The following is a 19,539-nucleotide window of genomic DNA, read 5'->3' as shown; positions in this document are numbered from 1 at the left end:
TCAGGCGCTGGTCCTGCGCGGCAGGAGCACCAGGCCGAGCAGCACCAGCAGGGCCGTGGCTGCGTAGACGGCGAGCGCGGCGCGCAGGCGCGGCGGGCGGTACTCGAGCTCGACCGCGTGCCGGCCCGGGCCGACGAGCAGGCCGCGGAACAGGTAGTTGGCGCGCAGCACCGGAGCGGCCGCGCCGTCGACCTGGGCGGTCCAGCCGGGTCCCCAGGCTTCGTTCACCACCAGTACCCCGGCGGCGGGGGCCTCGACGGTGAAGCCGAGGCGGTTGCGCGCGAAGCCGTCGAGGATCGCGGGCACCGGCGCGGCGGTGGGGTCGAAGCCGGCGATCGCGGCAGTGGTCGCGGGGTCGAGCTGCGAGGCCTCGAGCAGGGCGGCGCGCCCGGGCGGCAGCACGGCCAGGCGCGCGAGCGCGTCGTCCTCGTGGTCGACGAGCTCGACCTGCGCGGTCCAGTAGGCGAGCGGAGCGGCGTGCAGCAGCTCGACCGGCCGGCCCGGGGTCCAGCGCGACTGGCCGGCGGCGGTGCGCTGGACGGCGGCCCGGTGCCCGCCCGCGTACCAGCGCACGTTGGCGGCGGCGAGCAGATTGGCGTGCTCGCGCGCGCGCGCGGCGAAGGCTCGCCAGCGGCGGGTGACGAGGGTGCTGTCGCGGCCGAAGATGTCGCGCACGTCGAGGCGAGCGCCGACGCGCCAGCGGTAGTGGTCGTCGTCGGCGACGCGCCAGCCGACGCGGTCGTCCAGCTGGGCGAGCACGGCGTCGCGCGCGAGGTCGGGCGGGCGCTGGGTGATGCCGTGGATCTGGCGCGCCTGGACCTTGAGCTCGAGCAAGGCGACGACGATCGCCGCGGGCGCGGCCGCGCGACGCAGCCACGGGCGGGCGCTCAGGAGGCCGCCGAGACAGGCGCCGCCGAGGGCGACGAACAGCGCGGCGAGGCCGGTGCTCGCCGGGGCGCGGCTCCACGCGCGGGCGACGAGCAGGCCGAGGCAGGCGAGCCCGAACACGAGCGCGAGGCGGCGGCCGAGCGCGCGCCGGCGGGCCGGTTCGGCGCGCACGAGGTCGTCGAAGCCGTGGGCGGCGAGCACGGCGACGAAGAAGGCGAAGCCGAAGAAGTACTGGGCGGGGATCCGCCACAGCCCGAAGCCAGGGACGTGGCGGGCGAGGAAGGGCAGGAGGAAGGAGCCGTCGCCGCACGCGAGCAGGAAGAACAGCAGGGCGCAGGCGGCCCAGGTGATCCGCAGGGCGTCGCGGCGGACGGCGAACACCGCGAGCAGGAGGGCGACGGCGCCGAGGTAGTGCACGGGCGCGCCGTCGCGCCAGGTGCCAGGGGCGAGGGCGTCGAGCAGGTGCAGCGGGCGCGCGGTCGAGTAGACGACCTCGCCGAAATCGAGCTGGTCGCGCACGGTCTCGGGCAGCCACGCGAGGGTGGCGATGATGTTGGGCAGGGCGAGGCCGAGCGCGACGCCGACGGCCAATCCGCCGGCGCCGGCGACCCGGGCGAGGTGCCGGCGCGCGGCCGGGAGCCGGCGCACGACCAGCACGAGCGCGACGAGCAGGACCGGCGCGAGGCCGACGAGGTCGCGGAAGAAGTTGGGCGGGTAGCCGGAGAGGAAGGCCATGGCCGTGGCTGTCCCAAAGGCCAGGCCCGTGCGCGGCGAGGGCCGACGCACCAGCTCGAGGCCGGTGAGCACGAGCCACGGCAGCCACACCGGCGACCACAGACCGGCGGAGTCCTTGGCCTTGGCGACGCGGCCCGAGAGCACGAAGGCGAGCCCACCGAAGCTGCTGGCAGAAGGCGAGAGGCCGAGCCGCGCGAGCAAGATGTGAGTGCCGAGGCCGCCGATGGCGACGTGCAGCAGGGACTTGAGGAGGACCACCCACGGACCCTCGCCGAACACCGCGGCGGCGAGCCACACCAGCCAGTTGAACGGGTAGAGCACGCCGGTCTGCGGGTCGGCGAGGAAGTCGTAGCCGCCGCGCTCGAACGGGTGCCACAGCGGCAGCTCGCCGGCTCGCAGGGCGTGCAGCGGGACCAGCAGGTCACCCCAGTGCTCGTTGACGGCGTCCCAGCCGAGGAAGGCCTCGCCGGTGACGATCGCGGGGTGAAAGGCGAGGAACACGGCCGCGTACATGCACGCGAGCCCGAGCCCCGCGAGGACGCGGCGGGCCATGCTCACGGCTCCGCGCGATCGCCAGGCGCGGCGTCCGAACGGGCGCGATGGGGCTGCAGCGCGAGCTCGCGGACGACCAGCGTCAGCCGATCCTCGAGCGCCTTTTGCCCGAGGTAAAGGTTGAAGCACAGGAACAGCAAGACGAGCGAGCTGAGATAGAAGACGAGGTCGACGCCGCGACCGACACCGACCCGGTGAGCGCACCAGGTCGAGACGTCGGGGAAGATCACCAGGAAGATGATGCCGGCGAACACCACGGTCATCGCCAGCTTCTGCGCCGGTCGCCGCCGCGCCCGCACGAAGAAATGAAACAGCAGGGCGAGGCTGCCGCCGATGAGCACGAACTGGATCGCCATGAGCGCCCGGAGGCCGGCGGAGCATCGGCCGCGTCGCCGCGGAAGTCAATTCTCGGCGCAGCCGGCGGGTGCTCGCCGCGATCGTCGATGCGAGGTCGGTCGTCCTCGCGGTCGCGCCGGCCGACGCGGCGGACCGGGTCGCGGTTCGGCCGCGATGTCCTCGCGTTCACGTCGGTCGGGTGGCGACGAACCAACCGGGTCGGCCGCGATGGCCTCGCGGCCGCGCCGGTCCGCGCAGCGGAGGGCGAACGGGCTCGGCTGCGGTCGCCGCTGCGCAGCGGTGGACGGCCGTGATTGCTTCGCGGTCGCGCTGGCCCGACAATGCGCCGCGATGGCGCCGGCCTCGCCCGCGGACGTGACGATCGTGGTGCCCTGTTTCAACGAGGGGCCGGTGATCGGCGAGGTGCTGGCCGAGCTGCGGCGAGCCTGGCCGCACGTGATCGCGGTCGACGACGGCTCGAGCGACGACACCGCGGCGCGCCTCGAGGTCACCGGGGCGACGGTGGTGCGGCACGCGGTCAACCTCGGCCAGGGCGCGGCCCTGCAGACCGGCATCGAGCTGGCGCTGGCCCGTGGGGCCCGCTACGTGGTGACGTTCGACGGCGACGGCCAGCACCGCGCGGAGGACGTCGCGGCCCTGGTGGCGCCGCTGGCGGAGGGCCGCGCCGACGTGGCCCTCGGCTCGCGCTTCCTCGGCGGGACGATCGACATGCCGCAGGGCCGGCGCATGTTGCTGCGCCTGGCGACGGCGTTCACCCGGGCGGCGGCGGGGCTCGACCTCACCGATACGCACAACGGGCTGCGGGCGTTCACGGCCCCGGCCGCGCGGGCGCTGCGGATCACGCAGAACCGGATGGCCCACGCGTCGGAGATCCTGCACGAGATCCGCCGCCTGCGCCTGCGCTTCGTCGAGGTGCCGGTGACGATCCGCTACACGGAATGGTCGCGCCGCAAGGGCCAGTCGACGCTGGACGCGCTCAGCATCCTGTCCGACCTGCTGGTCCGCCGGATCATGGGGTAGCCTCCGGACATGGCTTAAAAAGGCATGTCCGAAAGAGAAGGTGCTGAAGGACATGTCGGAGGGGGCATGTCTGGACGGACATGCCCCATCGGGCATGGCGCTGGTGTGGAGCGCGGGATGCAGGCGCTCGCCGGTGCGCGTCCAGTCGCACGCCGCGCTCGAGCATGGCGAGAGCGCCGGCATCGCCCGGGGCGAGGGCCAGCGCTCTCGCGGCGCTTCACTTGCCGATCTTGATGCCGGCGCCGGCCTTGCCCTTGCCGCTGCCGCCGCCGCCGACCGAGACGCCGCCGCCGCCGCCCACGGAGATGCCGGCGCTGCCGCCGACCTTGATCCCGCCGCTGCCGACGTTGACGCCGCCGCCCGAGCCGACCTTGATCGAGCTCTCGGCCTTGGCCGAGTGATCGACGTCGAGGCCGGCCTTGGCCTTGGCGACGCCCTTGACGTCGACCTTCGGCGGGGTGATGTCGATCTTGGGCACGTCGACGGCGGCCAGCGCCAGGGCCTCGACCTTGATCGCGGCGCGCAGGGCCGCGAGGTGGGCGGCGGCCAGCGAGGCCGAGACGTCGCCGGCGAACTGCGCGGCCCCGTCGGCGGCGATCTGGATGTCGAGCGGCGAGACGTGGGCGCTGACGTAGGCCGGGCGCTTGACGTCGAGGGCCCAGCCGAAGAAGGCGCCGGCGCCCGCGTCGGCCAGGACCACGCCGTCGGCCTTGAAGTCGGCCTTGAAGTCGCGCTCGAGCTTGAATTCGGCGCCGCCTTCGACCGCGGCAGAGTAGCTGGCGACGACCTTGAGCGCGCCCTCGGCCTCGGCGCGCACGGTCGCCAGGGTGGCGACGAGCACCGCGAGCGAGGCGTCGAGCTTGCTCGAGGGGACGGCGCGCAGCTCGAAGTCGACGTTGCCGCCGAGCCTGACCTCGACGACCTGCAAGTAGTCGAGCTTGCCGTCAGCGTCGAAGTCGACGCGGTGGGCGGCGGCGCCGGGGGCGTTGAGGAACAGCTCGAGCTCGGCGGCGGTCTTGATCTCGCCCTTCGCGAGCAGCTCGACGACGCCCTTGAGGTCGAGGTCGGCGGGCTTCAGCACGATCTTGGTGCCGAGCGCGGCCTCGACTTCGGCGACGGTCTTGAGCGTGGGGATGGTCACCTGCGCGACGGCGACGGCGGCCGCCCTGGCGTCGGCGTCGGCGTCGGCCTGCGCCTTGGCGGCCGCATCGGCGACGGCCTTGGTGTCGAGCTTGATGTCGGCCTTGGCGTCGGCCTTGGCCTCGACCTTGCCGCCGCCTTCGGCAGCAGAGTCGCAGGCGAGCAGGAGGACGCAGAACCCGAGGGAGGTGCGGAAGGTGGCCTTCATGGCCGGGAGTATCGCCGAGCCCGCCGTGCAGCGCCACCTGTCGCGGCTGCGGCGCCGCTGGGGCCGCGAGGCCACGATGGACGATGGGACATGTTCGTACGGACATGTCTTGAAGGACAAATCATCGTGGGTTCCGCGAGGGGGAGTCACCTCGGTGCGACAGCGAAGTGAGTGTGTAGGGATGGCGACGACCGTTCACAGAGAGCGGTGATCACGGCTCGTGCGGCTCTGAATGCCACGTGTCGCGGCTGCTCGTGCGAACGAGGACGGGCGCAGCCGGACTTCGATGCTCGCGGCGGGGGCGGGCGCTGGGCACCTGGTCGTGAGGACAGGTCAGGCCAGGGACGCGAGCGGCACGCGGGCCGAGCGCCGGCGATCTACGGATGCGCCATGGCGACCGGGAGGGGTCCGGGAGGCCCGCTGGGGCGGATGTGCAGATCCGCGCCAGGGGGATTTTTCGGGCGCGCGAAAAAAGTTCGATCCCCGCGGGCGGGTAGCGACACCTCTGGGCCAACGCGCAAGACCGGCGCCTGCGATCCAGGCCGGGCGATCGTCCTCCCATCGCCTGTCCTCGAGGTCAGGTCGGTCATGCCTCGACGACGAAAACTTCGCGACAGGAGACAATGAACATGTTCCGAATGATCCATGGTTCCATGCTCGGCCTCGGCTTCCTCACTGCGGCGGTGACGGTCGGCTGCGTGGAAAACCCAGGGACCGACTTCTGCGACCTCGGTTGCCCCGTCGAGGGGCTCGCCGAGGGCAACGCTTCGATCTCGGGCCTCGCCAGCGTCGACGCGTTCTTCGCCGCGGTGGTCGGGTTCGACAAGGCAGCGCTCGAGGTCAAGGCCGGGGTCGACGCCGAGCTGCGGTCGCTCGCGGTGTCGCTCGATCTGGACGCAGGCGCGAGCGCGGCGGACATCCGGGCGGCGCTGGCGGCCAAGTTCGACGCCGCGACCGAAGGCGGGCTCAAGGTGAAGTACGCGCCGCCGCGCTGCACCGTCGACGCGAAGGTGGCGATCGACGCGTCGGCCAAGTGTGACGCGGAGATCGATCCGGGGATGGTGTCGGTCGAGTGCAAGGGCACGTGCACCGTCGACGCCAGCGCTTCGGCCAGCTGCGACGCGTCGGCCAAGGTGATGTGCAAGGGCACGGCGCCGGAGCTGAAGTGCAGCGGCACGTGCAGCGGCACGTGCAAGCTCGAGGGCGACCTGCAGTGCAACGGCACGTGCAACGGCGGGTGCGAGGGCGACTGCACGGTGCGTGGAGCCGACGGTCAGTGCGCGGGCGAGTGCGTGGGCTCGTGCACGGGCTCGTGCGAGCTCAAGGCCGGGGCCGCGTGCGACGGCGAGTGCCAGGGCTCGTGCGAGTACGAGGCGCCGGACGGCGGGTGCGAGGCGGGCGCCGAGGTGCGCTGCCAGGCCGCGGCCGACGCGAGCGCCAGCTGCGACGGCTCGTGCGACGGCGAGGTGGTGCCGCCGAAGGCCAAGGCGGAGTGCGAGGCGAGCGTGGAGGCCGAGGCGAAGCTGCAGGCTCAGTGCACGCCGCCGGCGCTCGAGATCCTGTGGCAGTGGGAGGCGGGCTTCGACGACGAGCTCGAGCAGGCGCAGTTCAAGGCGTGGGTCGAGGGCTTCCGCGTGCGCTACGCCGGCCTGCTGGCCGCGAGCGCGCGCGCGAAGCTGGTGCTCGAGGCGGGCGCCGGGCTGGGCGACGCGGCGGTGGGGCTGGTGTCCTCGGTGCAGGCGGACTTCGCCGGCGACCTCAGCCTGCGGGCCAGCGTGGGGATCGTCTGCGCCGTGGCCGAGCTCGAGAGCCTGGGCTCGCTGCTCCAGAGCGGCACGGGGGCGCTGAGCGGGAGCGTGTCGGCGGTGGGCGAGATCAGCGCGGCGCTGGCCGGCGGCTGAGCGGCAGGCCCTTGGAGGCCGGGGCGGGTCGTGCGATCCTCGCGACCCGCTCCGCATGCCCGATCCCACGAGACCCGAAGACCAGGTCGAGGCCGGGGGCCCGCGCGCGGCGGCGATGGCCCGCAACGACCAGGACCTGGCGCTGTTGACGGCCTGGCGGGCCGGAGACGCGCGCGCCGGCGACGGGCTGGTGCGCCACTACGGGCCGCACGTGGTCCGCTTCTTCGCCGACAAGGTGCGCGACTTCGAGGTCGACGACCTGGCGCAGCAGACGTGGGAGGCGCTGACGCACGCGCGCGACCGCTTCGTCGTGCCGGGCGAGGTGGTGGCCCACGGCGAGCCGATCGCGGCGACGTTCCGCGCCTATCTCTACGGGACGGCGCGCTTCGTCCTGTTCGCGCACTACCGCAAGAAGACCCGCGCGGCCCAGTTCGACCCGAGCCTGTCGTCGCTCGAGGACCTGTCGCCGTCGCCGAGCCGGGTGGCGTCGGCGCACGCGAAGCTGGAGCGCCTCTCGACGGCGCTGCGCAAGCTGCCGCTCGACGTGCAGATCTTGCTCGAGCTCCGCTACGCGCAAGAGATGACGAGCGCCGAGATCGCGGCGGTGTTCGAGATCCCGAAGAACACGGCCAAGAGCCGGCTGCGGGTGGCGAAGGAGCGGCTCGACGCCCAGCTGGCGCGCATGGGCCTGGGGCCGGCGCCGGGGTGAGAGGCGGGCTGTCCTTCAGGGCATGCGCTTCGGGGCATGTCGAAGCGGGCATGGCCGAAAGGGCATGTCCTCGCAGACATGTTCTTGAAGACAGGTCTCGTCACAGCAGGAAGGTGAAGGCGAACTCGCCGCCGTCGAGGCTGGGGCGGAAGCGGGTGCCCGCGACCAGGCGCGCCAGGCAGGGGCTCACGTCGTAGCCGGGCGGCAGGGTCACGGTCGCCTTGCCCCGGGGCGAGACGGAGACGGTGCCGGCGAGCCGGACGGTCGTGGTCATGGTGCGAAAGCTCGAGTCGGCCTTGCAGGCGCGCACGTCGGCGGCGCGGCGCTCGAGCTGGGCCTTTGCGGCGGCGGGGTCGAACGGCGCGAGCGGCTTCGCGGGGCGGGGCGTGTCGGTCCCGGAGGCGGGTGGGACGGGTAATGTCGCTTCGGACATGTCCTCGAGGGCAGCCGGGGTCGCGGCGGAGGTCGCGGGTTCGGGCGGGCGTGTAGCGGCGGAGGGGCCCGCAGCCAGGGGGGCGGAGGTTGCAGGTGCGGCGGGCGATTCACCGCTGCTCGACGCGACGGCCGGATCCTTCGCTGAGCCGGCCGGGGCTTCGGGGATGCCCGCGACGGTGTCCGCCGGGGCCTCTCGCGCCTCGCTGGTGTCCATGCGTGCGCCCGCGGGCTCGCTCGCGCGCTGGGCCGCGTCTCCGGAGGCCTCGCGGGTGCTGGCGACCGCGATCGCTACCGCCAGCGCGCCGCCGAGCGAGGCGGCGAGGAGCAAGCCGCGGCGGCGAGCAGGACGTGGCCTTTCGGGCATGTCTTTAAGAGCATGTCCCGAGGGACTGGAGATGGTGGCGCGCGCCTCGGTGAGTGCGGCCAGCAGGGCGTCGGCCGAGGGGTAGCGGCGCTCGGGGTCCTCGGCGGTGGCGCGGTCGATGATGGCGCGCAGCGGCGGCGGCAGGTCGGCGGTGTGGAGGACGGGGGCGTGCGGCGGCAGCTCGACGTCGCCGGGGGACTGCGCGGGCAGGCGGCCGAGCAGGAGGGTGTGGAGGACGACGCCGAGGGCGAAGATGTCGACGCGGTGATCGGTGCGGCCGCCGCGGTAGATCTCGGGGGCGATGTAGCCGGGGGAGCCGCCCACGGTCCACGTGCTCTTGTGGGTGGCCGAGAGGATCTTGGCGAGGCCGAAGTCGAGGACCTTGATGAAGTCGGGGTCGCCGTCGCGGCCGACGCGGAGGCAATTTTGCGGCTTGATGTCGCGGTGGACGACGCCGCGCTGGTGGGCGGCCACCAGCGCGCGGGCGATCTGGGTGACGATGTGGAGCGCGCGGGGCCAGGCCAGCGGGCCCTCGCGGGCGAGCGTGCGCGCGAGGTCCTCGCCCTCGAGGTACTCCATGACGAAGAAGGTCGGGCCGGCCTCGGGCGGGCCGAAGTCGGTGATGCCGACCACGTTGGGGTGATCGATCTTCGAGGCGGCCTGGGCCTCGAGCAAGAAGCGGCGACCGATCTCCGGCTCGTCGAGGTAGCGGGCGCTGATGATCTTGAGCGCGAACAGCTTGTCGAGGTGGACGTGACGGGCGAGGAACACCACGCCCATGCCGCCGGCGCCGAGCCGGCGCACGACCTCGTAGCGGCCCTGGAGCACCTTGCCGACGAGCTCGTCGTAGGTGAAGAGGCGCCGCAGCTCGGGCCAGTTCGGGAACGTGCTGTCGCCTGCCTCCTCCACGCGTCGCCTGCGGGGCGCGAGTCTAACACGCGCGGCCGCGGAGGCCGTCAGAAGCGGCCCTGGAGCCCGAGGCCGAGGGTCCCGGGGCCGAGGCGCGGGGCGACGGCGACGGGGGCCCGCGCGCGCATGGCCAGGCCGACGCCGAGCAGGACGGCGCCGGTGAGCAGGGCGATGCCGGCGACGGGGGCGGCGATCTTGACGAGGGTGTCGGCCTTGTAGCCGCGCTTCAGGATGTCATCGACCTGCGGGTCGATGCCGCCGTCGCAGGCGAATTCTCTGCCCCAGCAGTAGTGCCGGCCGTCGCGCGTGGCGTCGCGGGCGAGGGCGATCCCGACGCTCATCGGCACGAGCGCGGCCGCGCCGAGGCCGAGCGCGGCCGCGCCGGCGATCCGCAGGCCGCGACCGCGGGTCGACGCGGGTGACCTCGAGGACATGTCCATGGGGACAGGCGATGGCGGGGCGTCGGCGGGAGACGAGCTGTCCGGTGGGGCAGGTGATACGGGGCCCGGGGGCGGGCCCTCGGCGGGGGCCCGCGGAGGATCGGTGGGGATGTCCTGAGGGACAGGTCGGTCGGGGGCGTCGCAGTCGACGGCGCCGAGGCCCTGCTCGACGCGCGCGAGCCGGGAGCGCTCGTCGGTGAGTGGGTCGGCGCCGGCGAGGTGCTCGCGCAGCAGGGCGCGGGCCGGGCACAGCTGCTCAGGCGCAGGAGCGCCGCGCTCGTGGGCGCGCAGGCGGGCGTCGACGCTCTCGCGCAGGAGCATCAGCCGCGGGCCGGTCTCGCCCGGGGGCGTGAGGCGGTAGGCGCGGGCGAACTCGTCGGCGGCGCGGGGGTCGTCGGCGGCCTCCTTGGCCGCCTGGCCCTGCTCGTAGGCGAGGTCGCGGGGCGAGGGCGGGGCTGTCTCGAGGGACAGGTGCAGGGAAGACGCGGGGGCCGGGAGGGTGGCCCGGGCGAGGTGTCGCGGGGCGGGAATCGTCGCGAAGGACAGGCTCGTGGTGGAGTTGGATGTCCTGAAGGACAGGTCGGCGGCGCGGGCGGGAGATGGCGCAGCGGACAGGTCGTGGGTGGATGTGGATGTCCTGAGGGACAGGTCGGCGGCGCGGGCGGGAGATGGCGCGGCGGACAAGTCCGGGGTGGAGGCGGATGTCCTGAGGGACAGGTCGGCGGCGTGGGCCAGATGTGTCTCGAAGGACAGGTGGAGCGCGAGCGCGGCGGCGAGGGCAGCGCTCGGTCGGCGGACCGCGGGCGGGCAGGTCTTGGCCGGCAGACCGATCGGCGATCGCCGCGCGCTCACGGCGATCCCTTGACCGGCACGCATACGTCGTCGAGGCAGGCCATGTCGTCGGGGCACGGCGCGGGACACACGCCCTGACCGGGGCAGGTGGCGCCGTCGGTGTCGGCGACGCAGCCGGCGCTGCAGCAGCGGAGGGCGCACAGCGGCTGGCCCTCGACGTCGAGGCAGACGAGGCTGTCCGACTGCGGGTGCTTCTCGCAGTTGCTGGCGATGCCCTCGCAGAGGTCGGCGCAGAAGCCCTGGTCGGCGCCGTCGCGGTGGACGCAGCGCGGCATGCCGAAGGCGTGACAGTCTTCGTCGGAGACGCAGGGCGAGTAGGCGAGCGCGTAGCTGGTGTCCTCGTTCTCGCCGCGCTCGCAGTGCTCGGGGGCAGGCCGACAGCGGAACCCGGAGCAGCACAGGCCCTGGTCCCTGCCGCAGGCGTTGTCGCGGTTGCACACGGCGCCGAGCAAAAAGTCGGCCTTGAAGCAGGCCGCGACGGCGCTCACGAGGCCGAACAGCACGACGCACAGGCCCACTCGCGCGGCGTTTCGCATGGCCGCGAGGATAGCGCGGGGCGGCCGGCACGGACAAGCGGACTGTGGGGACGCAGCGCTCTCGGGCGCACATCGAGCACGCTCGCAGTCAGCGTGGGCGTGGCGCCGCGAGGGAGGAGCGGGCGCGCATGACGGCTCCCGGGGTCGCGGTGAGAGGTCACCCGGTACGGGGACACCGGGAGCGAAGTGGCCGCGCGCACGCGGTCTTCGCGGCGCATGATGACGAGAACGAGGGTAGTGCTTTGAATCGCTGCCACGCGCGGCGACTTCAATTCGAGGACGCAACCGCGTTGATGTGCGAGGGCTTGCTCGAGCCACGTTGGCGTATGTTCCGATCTCGCTGTCGCAAGCGCGAAGGGACATCGACTCGTGGCGCGCCGGTGATCTGAAGCGCATAGCGATTCGCAGATCCGCGGGCGGTGGCCAGACGAACGAGAATTTGGCGATGCGATCTTTACTTCGACAGTGCGCGTGCGCTCGTGGTGTCCAGGCCTCGCGAACGACCACGTGCTCGCGCCTCGTCGCACGCGGTCCGGGCGCGGACCCGCGCGGTCGCAGCGCAGAGGTTCTCGTGTATCATCGGCGCGGCGAAGATGGTGCGTAGGACCGTGATTCTGCCGTCGCGCGGCGCGTTGATCATCAGCACCGATCTCCACGGGTGCTGGGACGACTTCTTGGCGCTGCGCGAGCACTTCATCTCGGGCATCACGGTCGATCCGGCGACGCACTGGGCGATCCTCGGCGACACGGTCCACGGGCCCAGCGACGAGGCGCGCGGGCGCCGACCCGAGCTTTATGACTATTCGGACATGTCCGCCGAGATCGTGGCGGGCATCCTCGAGCTGCAGCGCGCTTATCCGGGCCGGGTCCACTACGTGCTCGGCAACCACGACCACGGGCACGTCGGCGGACCGCGGACGACGAAGTTCCACGCCGACGAGGTGGCGGCGCTCGAGGGTCGCTGCTCACCGGCCCAGCTGGCCGACCTGCGGGCGCTGTTCGAGCCGGCCCTGCTGGCGATCGCGGCGCCGTGCGGGGTGCTGCTGTCGCACGGCTCGCCCGACGACCGGCTGCAACAGTTCGACGATCTCGACGGGGTGCGGCTGTCGCCGCGCGACAACGATCCATATCGCCGCCACCTGCTGGCGACGTTCCTCTGCAGCTACGGGCAGCGCGAGGAGGTGACGGCGCGGCTGCTGGCGCGAGTGTCGGCCAGCGCGGTGCCGGTGTCGCTGGTGATCCACGGCCACGACCGCGACGAGGAGGGTTTCTTCGCGGGCGGGCTGCGGCAGGCCTGTCCGGTGATCTTCGGGGCGCCGCGGTCGCACAAGCGGTATGTCCTGTTAAACCTGTCCTCGAGGTACCACTCGGTGGCGGACCTGCGCGACGGCCACGAGATCCGGCGCGTCCATCCGGCGTGAGCGGCGAGGCCGTGGCGGCGGAGATGGTTTTTAAGAGCATGTGCTCGTGGGCGGAGCTGTGCGGCGTGTGGCTTGAGCGCCGTGGCCTCGAAGGACATGTCCTTTGGAACATGTCCTTCGAGGGGCGTTTCGGCGGCGGGCCGGCGGCGACGGATATGTCCTTTTGAACCTGTCCGCGAGGTCCACTCGGCGGGCGGGGTGAGCGTTGTCGGTGGCTGCGGCTTCGGTTAGGCTGCCTGGGTGGGACGGCGTGCGGGCGCCAGCGGGAGGGCCGGGGCGCTGGCGCCGATGTTGGCGGCGGAGGTTCGCGCGCTGCAGCCGCGGCTGGCCCGACTGACGGGGGAGCACGAGGTCGAGGCCCAGGCGGCGGCGCTGGTGGCGGCGCTGTTCACTGCGCGTGTGCTGTCCGAAGAGACAGGTGGTGAGGCGACCCTGACGCTGGCGCGCGAGCTGGCGCGGGCGGCCGGGTTGCAGCGCGAGCTGGCGGGATTGACGGGGCCGCTGGCGGACGAGTTGACGCGACTCGCGGGGCGACTCGACGCGCTCGCGCCGGTCGGCGGTGAGGCGGCGGCGGAGGCGTTCTTCGAGCCCTTGCTGGCGGCCCTCGATCCGCGCGCGCGGCGGCGAGGCGGAGTGTTCTACACGCCGCGCGCGCTGGTGACGGCGATCGTGAGCGGCGTCGACGAGGCGCTGCGCACCCGGCTGGGGCTCGCCGACGGTCTGGCGGCCACCGACACGTGGGCGCAGGTGACGGGCGAGGCAGGGGCGCAGCCGTTCGTGTCGATCCTCGATTTTGCGTGCGGCACCGGAGCCTTCGTGCTGGCGTGCGTGCGCTCGATCGAGCGGACGATGAAAGACCGGTGGTGTCGCCAGCTCGGCGCGCGCGGGTGGGACGACCCCGCCGTGCTGCAGCGCTGGCGGGCCTACGTGCCCGCGCACCTGCTGCCGCGCCTTCACGCGTTCGAGCCGATGCTGGCGCCGCTGGTGGTCGCGCGGCTGCGGCTGGCGGACGCGCTGATCCGCAGTGGTTACGCGTCGAGCGGGCAGGAGGCGTTCGGCGTGATCCGGGGCGACGCGTTGGCCGAGCCGCCGACGCGGCGGTTCACGGTGGTGATCGGCAACCCGCCCTACGCGGCGTCGTCGTCGGCGCCGCCGTGGCTGGTGGCGGAGCTGCAGCGCTGGAGGTCGGGGCTCGGCGAGACCAAGAGCGATCTGCTGCGCGACGAGTGGAAGTTCCTGCGCCTGGCCGAGTGGTTGGCCGAGCAGGTGCCGCGCGCGGTGGTGGGGCTGGTAATCAACCGCGATTTGCTGGTGGGGATCGCCAAGCGCGGGATGCGAGCGAGCCTGCAGGCGACGTTCCCGTGGCGGCGCGTGGTCGACCTCCACGGCGACGTGCGCGGCGACGTGGTCGACGAGAACGTGTTTGCGATCACGCAGGGAGTGGCGATCGCGTGGCTGTGTCGCGGCGGCGGGGCGGGGCACGACGGCTGCTCGCTGCGGGGCCGGCGGGCCGACAAGCTGGCGCGGCTGGCCGAGCCGGCGGGGCTGGCGGCGCTGCTGCGGCCGCACCAGGCGCGAGCGCCGTATCACCGCTGGGACATGTCCGATGAGACATGTGATGATCTCGGCGAGTATGCGGGCTGGTGGTCGCTGCCCGAGATCTTCGCGGTCCACAGCTCGGGGATCCAGAGCAAGAACGATCCGGTGTGCATCGGCTGGACGGCGGCGGAGCTGCAGGCGCGGGTCGAGCTGCTGGCGCGCGCGAGCGAGGCGGAGGCGCGGCAGGCCCTGGCGATCGCGGCCGACGGGGCGTGGTCGCTGGCGGCGGCGCAGGCCGAGCTGCGGGCGCTCGGACCGGCGCCGGAGCGGGTGCGGCGGATCCTCTACCGGCCGTTCGACTGGCGCTGGACGTACATGTCCGAAAAGTCAGGTGGGTTCCTCGGCCGGCCGCGCGCGGCGGTGATGCGGCACATGCTCGCGGGCGACAACCTGGCGCTGGTGTACAACCGCCAGATCGTCGGCCCGCGGGTGTCTCACTTCGGGGTGACGCGCGACCCGATCTGCCACGGGACGTTTTATCTGGGCAACCGCGGGCAGGACTTCCTGGCGCCGCTGTACCTGCGCGGCGACGAGGGGGCGCGCTCGAGCAACTTGCGGCCTGAGTTCGCGGGGGCGCTGGCCGGAGCGGCAGGGAGAGGGCTGGGGCCGGAGGCGGTGCTGCACTACGTGCTCGCGGTCGTGCACAGCCCGACGTATCGCGCGCGCTACGGGCCGGCGATCCGCGAGGACTTCGCGCGGGTGCCGATCGCGGCCGCGCCGGCGCTGGTGGAGGCGCTGGTGGGCCTGGGGGCGCGGCTGGCGGGGCTGCAGCTGCTCGAGACGGCGGAGGTCGAGGAGGGGCTGGCCGAATGGACAGGTCCGCCGGGGCCGGTGGAGCAGGTGACGTGGTCCGAGGGACATGTCTTCGTCGACCGCAGAAGGACCCGCGGGTTCGCGGGCGTGCCGGCGGAGGTGTGGCGATTCGAGGTCGGGGGCTATGCGCCGTGCGAGAAGTGGTTGAAGGCGCGCCGCGGCTCGACGCTGAGCGCCGAGGATGTGCGGCACTACCGTAGCTTCGCGGCGGCGCTGCGGGCGACGCTGGGGGTGATGGCGGAGGTGGACCGGGCGATCGCGGGCCACGGCGGGTGGCCGGAGGCGTTCGTCCGCGGGCGGGCGGGGTGAGATGAGGGGCTGCGGGCGAGCCGTCGAGGACGGGCTCGTCGCATGGCACATCGAACATGTCTCGGAGGACATGCCCGATGGGATATGTCAGGGGTCGCCGGGCTCGAGCGCGGCCGGGCTCGCGCCGGCGGGCAGGGCGCCGCGGGCGCGGCCGATCTGTTGCAGCAATTCGTCGGCGCGCGGGCTGCCGACGTGGGTGACGTGGCGCTTGCCACGAGCGTCGCGCCAGACGATGCGGACCGCGCGGCCGCCGTCGCCGGGCATGTTGTAGATCCACTCGCCGGCCAGCGAGCGCTTGATGCCCCAGCCGCCGAAGCGGCGCCAGTTGTACTGCACGAGCTCGGCCTGCTCGATGCCGGAGATGGGGATCTTGGGCCCGAACAGGCCGTACTGGACGTTGACGTGGCCCTCGGAGACGGTGACGCGCAGGACCGAGAAGAGGATCCACATCAGGCCGAACAGCGGGGCGCCGACGGCCATGCCGATCGCGCCACCCACGAGGCCGCCGGCGGCCACCGCGGCGCCGAACACCGCGGTGATGGTGAGGACGAAGATCAGGTGCAGCTGCCACGGGGCGCTGTACTTGTGGCGGTACAGCACGGTGCCCTCGCCGGCCATGTAGCGCTGCTCGTAGGGATCGGGCAGGCGCGAGCCCTCGGTGGGCACGAGCGCGTGGGACTCGTCGGCCATGGAGAGAGCGTGTCGCGGCCTGGCGGTCGCTGTCAACGCGAGGGCCGGGCGCCGCGTCGCACGAGGGCGGCCTGGGCGAACCCGGCGGCGCCGCCCGCCGCGTGGCCGAGGGCGCTCAGAGGGGCGAGGGCAGCCTCAGGCGTGGGCTGCAGGGCGTGAGCGAGGTCGAGCGCGAGGAAGCACAGGCCGTCGACGGCGAGCAGGAGGTAGGGCTGCGCGACCAGGCCGCCGCGCATCGGCGAGACATGACGGAGCAGCAAGGCGGCGGCGGCGAAGACGAGGGCGTCGCAGATCGTGCTGACGGCGACGGCGAGGTCGCGCAGAGAGGCGAGGGCGAGGGCGGCGAGGATCCTGCCGACCACGACGAGGATGGCCCCGGCGAGCACGACGGCGACGAGGCGCTCGCGGCGGCGCAGCGGGATGGTGAGGCCGCTGCGACGAAGGACGCGCAAGAAGCCGAGCAGGGCGCAGGCGCCGAGGATGTTGGCGACGATCAGGAGGACGTAGTCGAGGCGGTGGCCGGCGACGAGGTCGAGGCGCTGGAGGGCGTGGGCGAGGGCGACGAGGCCGAGAGCCACGGCGCGGAGCAGCCACGGGCGACGGGGAGGATCGCCGCGGCTGAAGCGAGTGGCCGCGAGCACGGCCCCGAAGGTGCCGACGATCTCGGCGGCGAGCGGGTCGACGCCGAGGTGCAGCCCCGCGAGCACGAGCACGAGCACCAGCAGCCGCGAGGTGGACATCGCCCGAAAGCATGCCAGACACGCGGCGCGGCGGAGGCGGCGGTCGGGGCTGGCGCGCAGCCATGGGTGCCCTGGAGGTCGAGCAGGTGCTCGGCGTCGGCGAGCGGGCCAGGAGAGCGCCTTCCTCGCCGTCCGGGTGGACGAGGGCGAGGTCGGTCGCGAGCCCGCGTCGGGCTCACCACCGACTCGCGGTCATTCGCTCGCGGAGAGCGAGCATGATGGTGATGCGCCGCTCGTTCGGCAGGGCGGAGGAAGCAGAGGTCCGCCAGGTCGTCGCGGTCGCGGGCTTGGTCCCGCGCGGCGATGGCCGCGGGCGCCGTGAGTCGCCGTCGCGGCCGAACCCGTCCAGGGCTGCGAACAGCGCCTGGAAGCGAGTGAACGGTTTCGACGGCGGGATCGGGGGCGGCGTGCGATCGCGGAAATCACATGGCCGAAGGGCCAGGTCGTGGATCACTGGGCGATGATGGTCTCGCAGCCGAACTGGATGTTGATCTTGGCGTCGTCGACGCCCTGGATCTTGGTGCAGGTCTGCGGGCAGACGACGATCTTGGTCGGGTTCTGCTCGTCGTCGTAGTACCAGCCGTCGCTGACGTTGGCGCACTCGGCGGGGCTCGGGACCTTGCCGAAGGTCTCGGGGGTGCCGTCGTCGAACTCGACGTTGACCTTGTCGAAGTCGATCGGCTCGCCCATCGGCTCGGGGATGCTCCACTCGCAGGCGAGGGTGGCGCCCATGATGACCTGGGTCGACAGCTCGTCGAACACGGGGGTGAAGTTCTGCAGGCAGAGGTCGCCCCACTTGCCGCCGGTGCTGGCGATGAGGTCGAGGTAGACGTCGCCGGCGTCGGCCGTGAAGGCGCAGCACACCGCGTTCTGGATGCACCACAGGAAGTCGCTGGGGCCCTTGGCGCCGCAGATCGCGTGCATCTTGTAGTCGGCCATGCCGGGCTCGAGCGCCTTGAACTGGGCGTCGAAGGTGTTGGCGTCCATGTTGGAGTTGTCGTCGGTGACGACGACGACGTGGGTGGCGGCGTCGGGCCGCAGCTTGTCCTTGTATTGCGGGTAGGTGTTGACCGCCAGCTGGAGGGCGTTGTTGCTGCCGACGCCCTGATTGATGCGGGTGTAGGTCGGCGGCTTGCTGTCGGCGGGACAGTTGCCGGAGCCGAGCGGGGCGCCGACGCAGATGCTGTTGTCGGAGACGACGATGACGTGCACGTCGATGCCGCTGGCGATGATCTTGGCCGAGAACTGGTTCATGTTGGCCTGCACGCTGGCGATCTCCATGTCCATCGAGCCCGAGTTGTCGATGACGAACAGGATGTCGGCCGGCTGCTTCTTGTTGGTCGCCGTCTCGGTGACGGCGGCGCACTCGCCGGTGGTGCCGTCGGTGGTCGAAGCGACGGTCGTCGAGGTGGTGGTGTCGTCGCCGGTGGTGGTGGTCGTCGACGTGGTGTCGCTGGTGGCGGGCTCGGTCGTGCTGGTGGTGTCCGGGCCGGTGGTGTCGACCGGGGCGGTGGTGCCGGTGGTCGGTTCGCCGGTGGTCGGGCTGGTGGCCGTCGAGTCGCTGCCGCCGTTGCCGGTGGTGCTCTCGCTGCCAGTCGTGGCGGTGGTGGTGGCGGTGACGGTGCCGCCGGCCGAGGTCACGCCGGACGCCGATACGCCGCCGGTGCCGCCGGAGTCCCCGCCGGAGTCGCCGCAGGCGAGCAAGAGTAGAGAGCAAGCACAGAAGAAATCGAGGCTACGTTGCGACATTACACAATCTCCGACGACGCCACGTAGAGCACAGGTCGGGCCCGGCTTTCAATACGCAAGCGCGGTGCAGGTGCAACGAAGGCCGCGTGACCTTGCAGGAGGAACGCGGCCTTTCAGGCGAGACAGCGAATGGCGTGTCCGCCGGTTCGAGGTCGGCGCGTGCCTGAGGGCGACAGGCCCCGAGGCGCGCGCCGGACCCGGGGATCAGCGGTAGGTGGCGATCTGGGCCTTCATGCGGGTGGCCTGGCCGGCCGTGAAATTGGTCATGCAAGCATCGTCGGTGTAATCCATGTAGTTGCGGATCGGGTCGACGCCGGCGGCGGGGCAGGTGTCGCGGCCGACAGGGCAGCCGAACGCGGAGCTCTTCTCGGCGGGGGTGTCGTCGACGAGGTCGCCCTGCTTGGAGCAGCCGCCCTGGAAGGTGTGATAGAGGCCCATCCAGTGGCCGACCTCGTGCACGCCGGTCATGCCGAGGTTGTAGGGGGCCGCGTTGCCGCCGGGGAGGCTGGCGTTGAGGATCACGACGCCGTCGCCCTTGGGGTCGCTGGCGTACGAGGAGGGAAAGTTGGCCCAACCGAGCAGACCCTGACCGATGTTGCCGGTATAGATGTTGAGGGTCTCCTTGCCGCCCTTGCGCAGGGCGGTCTTGGCCTGCTTCTCGGCCGAGGAGCCGGGGCTCATGCCGTACCAGCTGTTGTTGTTGGTGCGGTCGACGCCGGCGAGCGCGAACGAGAAGCCGGCCGGGCCGAAGGTCGAGTTGAGGAGGTTGAGCTGGGCGTTGATCTGGGCGTCGCTGATGTCGCCGGCGCCGGAGCTGCTGCGCAGGACGTGGAACCACACCGGGACCGCGGCCCGCGGACCCACGGCCTCCGGCGAGGGGCCGGCGGCGAAGCGGTGCAGGAAGTCGGCCTCCATGGCCGCGACCTCGAAGGCGCTCGGATGGACGCCGCAGCGACCGTGAAGGGCGGCCTCCTCGGCGGCCGCGAGGTCGTCGGCACAGGCGTCGTCTTCCATCTCGCAGAGGTCGCGGGCGTCGTCGTCGAGCGCGACGACTTGCGCCTCACCAGGCGTGGAACCATCAGGGACATCGCACGCGAACGCGCACAGGCCGAGGATCGAGCACCATAGAGTCGTGGTCTTCATTGGGTCCTTGTGGCCCGATCACGGGCCCA

Annotated in this window: 15 protein-coding genes; 5 read left to right on the top strand and 10 right to left on the bottom strand. The window is 72.6% G+C overall.

Annotation, left to right across the window (positions count from 1 at the left end; all coding sequences use genetic code 11):
• Together POL25_RS40800 and POL25_RS40795 are read right to left on the bottom strand one after the other, a co-directional pair.
• Window positions 1-2,175, bottom strand: coding sequence for a glycosyltransferase family protein (locus tag POL25_RS40800; RefSeq protein ID WP_272091837.1), 2,175 nt, complete (start codon window positions 2,173-2,175; stop codon window positions 1-3).
• A gap of 2 nt (window positions 2,176-2,177) precedes the next feature.
• A complete protein-coding gene (locus POL25_RS40795; protein ID WP_272091836.1) occupies window positions 2,178-2,531 on the bottom strand; it encodes a DUF2304 domain-containing protein in 354 nt (117 codons plus the stop codon).
• A gap of 331 nt (window positions 2,532-2,862) precedes the next feature.
• On the opposite strand from POL25_RS40795, the gene POL25_RS40790 reads away from it, so the two are divergent.
• Window positions 2,863-3,552 carry a glycosyltransferase family 2 protein gene (locus POL25_RS40790; protein WP_272091835.1) on the top strand — a complete coding sequence of 230 codons (690 nt, stop codon included), beginning with the start codon at window positions 2,863-2,865 and terminating at the stop codon, window positions 3,550-3,552.
• A gap of 217 nt (window positions 3,553-3,769) precedes the next feature.
• On the opposite strand, the gene POL25_RS40785 is transcribed toward POL25_RS40790, so the two are convergent.
• Window positions 3,770-4,900, bottom strand: a complete 1,131-nt coding sequence (locus POL25_RS40785) for a hypothetical protein (RefSeq protein ID WP_272091834.1) — start codon at window positions 4,898-4,900, stop codon at window positions 3,770-3,772.
• A gap of 638 nt (window positions 4,901-5,538) precedes the next feature.
• Here POL25_RS40785 and POL25_RS40780 point away from each other — a divergent pair.
• Both POL25_RS40780 and POL25_RS40775 read left to right on the top strand, forming a co-directional pair.
• Window positions 5,539-6,801 (top strand): hypothetical protein, encoded by a 1,263-nt coding sequence (locus tag POL25_RS40780; RefSeq protein ID WP_272091833.1) that lies wholly within the window; start codon window positions 5,539-5,541, stop codon window positions 6,799-6,801.
• A 55-nt stretch (window positions 6,802-6,856) separates the two neighbouring features.
• The gene (locus tag POL25_RS40775; protein WP_272091832.1) at window positions 6,857-7,510 is read left to right on the top strand and encodes an RNA polymerase sigma factor; all 654 of its coding nucleotides are present in this window, start codon (window positions 6,857-6,859) and stop codon (window positions 7,508-7,510) included.
• A gap of 100 nt (window positions 7,511-7,610) precedes the next feature.
• Here the strand turns inward: POL25_RS40775 and POL25_RS40770 are convergent, their stop codons facing one another.
• From POL25_RS40770 to POL25_RS40760, 3 genes are read right to left on the bottom strand one after another with little or no spacing between them, the layout of a single operon-like run.
• A complete protein-coding gene (locus POL25_RS40770; protein WP_272091831.1) occupies window positions 7,611-9,218 on the bottom strand; it encodes a serine/threonine-protein kinase in 1,608 nt (535 codons plus the stop codon).
• A gap of 47 nt (window positions 9,219-9,265) precedes the next feature.
• Window positions 9,266-10,510: a hypothetical protein gene (locus tag POL25_RS40765; RefSeq protein ID WP_272091830.1), complete on the bottom strand. Its 1,245-nt coding sequence runs from the start codon at window positions 10,508-10,510 to the stop codon at window positions 9,266-9,268.
• Window positions 10,507-11,046, bottom strand: coding sequence for a hypothetical protein (locus tag POL25_RS40760; protein WP_272091829.1), 540 nt, complete (start codon window positions 11,044-11,046; stop codon window positions 10,507-10,509). Before POL25_RS40760 ends, POL25_RS40765 begins: the two co-directional genes overlap by 4 nt.
• A gap of 608 nt (window positions 11,047-11,654) precedes the next feature.
• Here POL25_RS40760 and POL25_RS40755 point away from each other — a divergent pair.
• Entirely contained in the window at window positions 11,655-12,467 is an 813-nt protein-coding gene (locus tag POL25_RS40755) for a metallophosphoesterase (RefSeq protein ID WP_272091828.1), read from the top strand.
• A 240-nt stretch (window positions 12,468-12,707) separates the two neighbouring features.
• Window positions 12,708-15,188 (top strand): type ISP restriction/modification enzyme, encoded by a 2,481-nt coding sequence (locus POL25_RS44770; RefSeq protein ID WP_272091827.1) that lies wholly within the window; start codon window positions 12,708-12,710, stop codon window positions 15,186-15,188.
• A gap of 87 nt (window positions 15,189-15,275) precedes the next feature.
• On the opposite strand, the gene POL25_RS40745 is transcribed toward POL25_RS44770, so the two are convergent.
• The 4 genes from POL25_RS40745 to POL25_RS40730 all read right to left on the bottom strand — a co-directional run bounded on the left by POL25_RS40745 (window position 15,276) and on the right by POL25_RS40730 (window position 19,510).
• Entirely contained in the window at window positions 15,276-15,878 is a 603-nt protein-coding gene (locus POL25_RS40745; protein WP_272091826.1) for a hypothetical protein, read from the bottom strand.
• 32 nt (window positions 15,879-15,910) lie between these two features.
• Window positions 15,911-16,618: a hypothetical protein gene (locus tag POL25_RS40740; RefSeq protein ID WP_272091825.1), complete on the bottom strand. Its 708-nt coding sequence runs from the start codon at window positions 16,616-16,618 to the stop codon at window positions 15,911-15,913.
• Window positions 16,619-17,068: 450 nt separating this feature from the next.
• The gene (locus POL25_RS40735; RefSeq protein WP_272091824.1) at window positions 17,069-18,367 is read right to left on the bottom strand and encodes a vWA domain-containing protein; all 1,299 of its coding nucleotides are present in this window, start codon (window positions 18,365-18,367) and stop codon (window positions 17,069-17,071) included.
• Window positions 18,368-18,571: 204 nt separating this feature from the next.
• Window positions 18,572-19,510 carry a zinc metalloprotease gene (locus POL25_RS40730; protein WP_272091823.1) on the bottom strand — a complete coding sequence of 313 codons (939 nt, stop codon included), beginning with the start codon at window positions 19,508-19,510 and terminating at the stop codon, window positions 18,572-18,574.
• Window positions 19,511-19,539: the final 29 nt, after the last annotated feature.

Origin of the sequence: Nannocystis bainbridge (genome assembly GCF_028368995.1) — a bacterium.
Taxonomy (GTDB): domain Bacteria; phylum Myxococcota_A; class Polyangia; order Nannocystales; family Nannocystaceae; genus Nannocystis; species Nannocystis bainbridge.
The sequence above is the reverse complement of the archived record's forward strand: the minus strand, read 5'-3'. Positions and strand labels throughout refer to the sequence as shown.

Bases quoted from the DNA above. Each gene is read 5' to 3' on its own strand.
- POL25_RS40800 (WP_272091837.1), bottom strand. From the start codon at position 2,175: ATGGCCCGCCGCGTCCTCGCGGGGCTCGGGCTCGCGTGCATGTACGCG.
- POL25_RS40795 (WP_272091836.1), bottom strand. From the start codon at position 2,531: ATGGCGATCCAGTTCGTGCTCATCGGCGGCAGCCTCGCCCTGCTGTTT.
- POL25_RS40790 (WP_272091835.1), top strand. From the start codon at position 2,863: ATGGCGCCGGCCTCGCCCGCGGACGTGACGATCGTGGTGCCCTGTTTC.
- POL25_RS40785 (WP_272091834.1), bottom strand. From the start codon at position 4,900: ATGAAGGCCACCTTCCGCACCTCCCTCGGGTTCTGCGTCCTCCTGCTC.
- POL25_RS40780 (WP_272091833.1), top strand. From the start codon at position 5,539: ATGATCCATGGTTCCATGCTCGGCCTCGGCTTCCTCACTGCGGCGGTG.
- POL25_RS40775 (WP_272091832.1), top strand. From the start codon at position 6,857: ATGCCCGATCCCACGAGACCCGAAGACCAGGTCGAGGCCGGGGGCCCG.
- POL25_RS40760 (WP_272091829.1), bottom strand. From the start codon at position 11,046: ATGCGAAACGCCGCGCGAGTGGGCCTGTGCGTCGTGCTGTTCGGCCTC.
- POL25_RS40745 (WP_272091826.1), bottom strand. From the start codon at position 15,878: ATGGCCGACGAGTCCCACGCGCTCGTGCCCACCGAGGGCTCGCGCCTG.
- POL25_RS40740 (WP_272091825.1), bottom strand. From the start codon at position 16,618: ATGTCCACCTCGCGGCTGCTGGTGCTCGTGCTCGTGCTCGCGGGGCTG.
- POL25_RS40735 (WP_272091824.1), bottom strand. From the start codon at position 18,367: ATGTCGCAACGTAGCCTCGATTTCTTCTGTGCTTGCTCTCTACTCTTG.
- POL25_RS40730 (WP_272091823.1), bottom strand. From the start codon at position 19,510: ATGAAGACCACGACTCTATGGTGCTCGATCCTCGGCCTGTGCGCGTTC.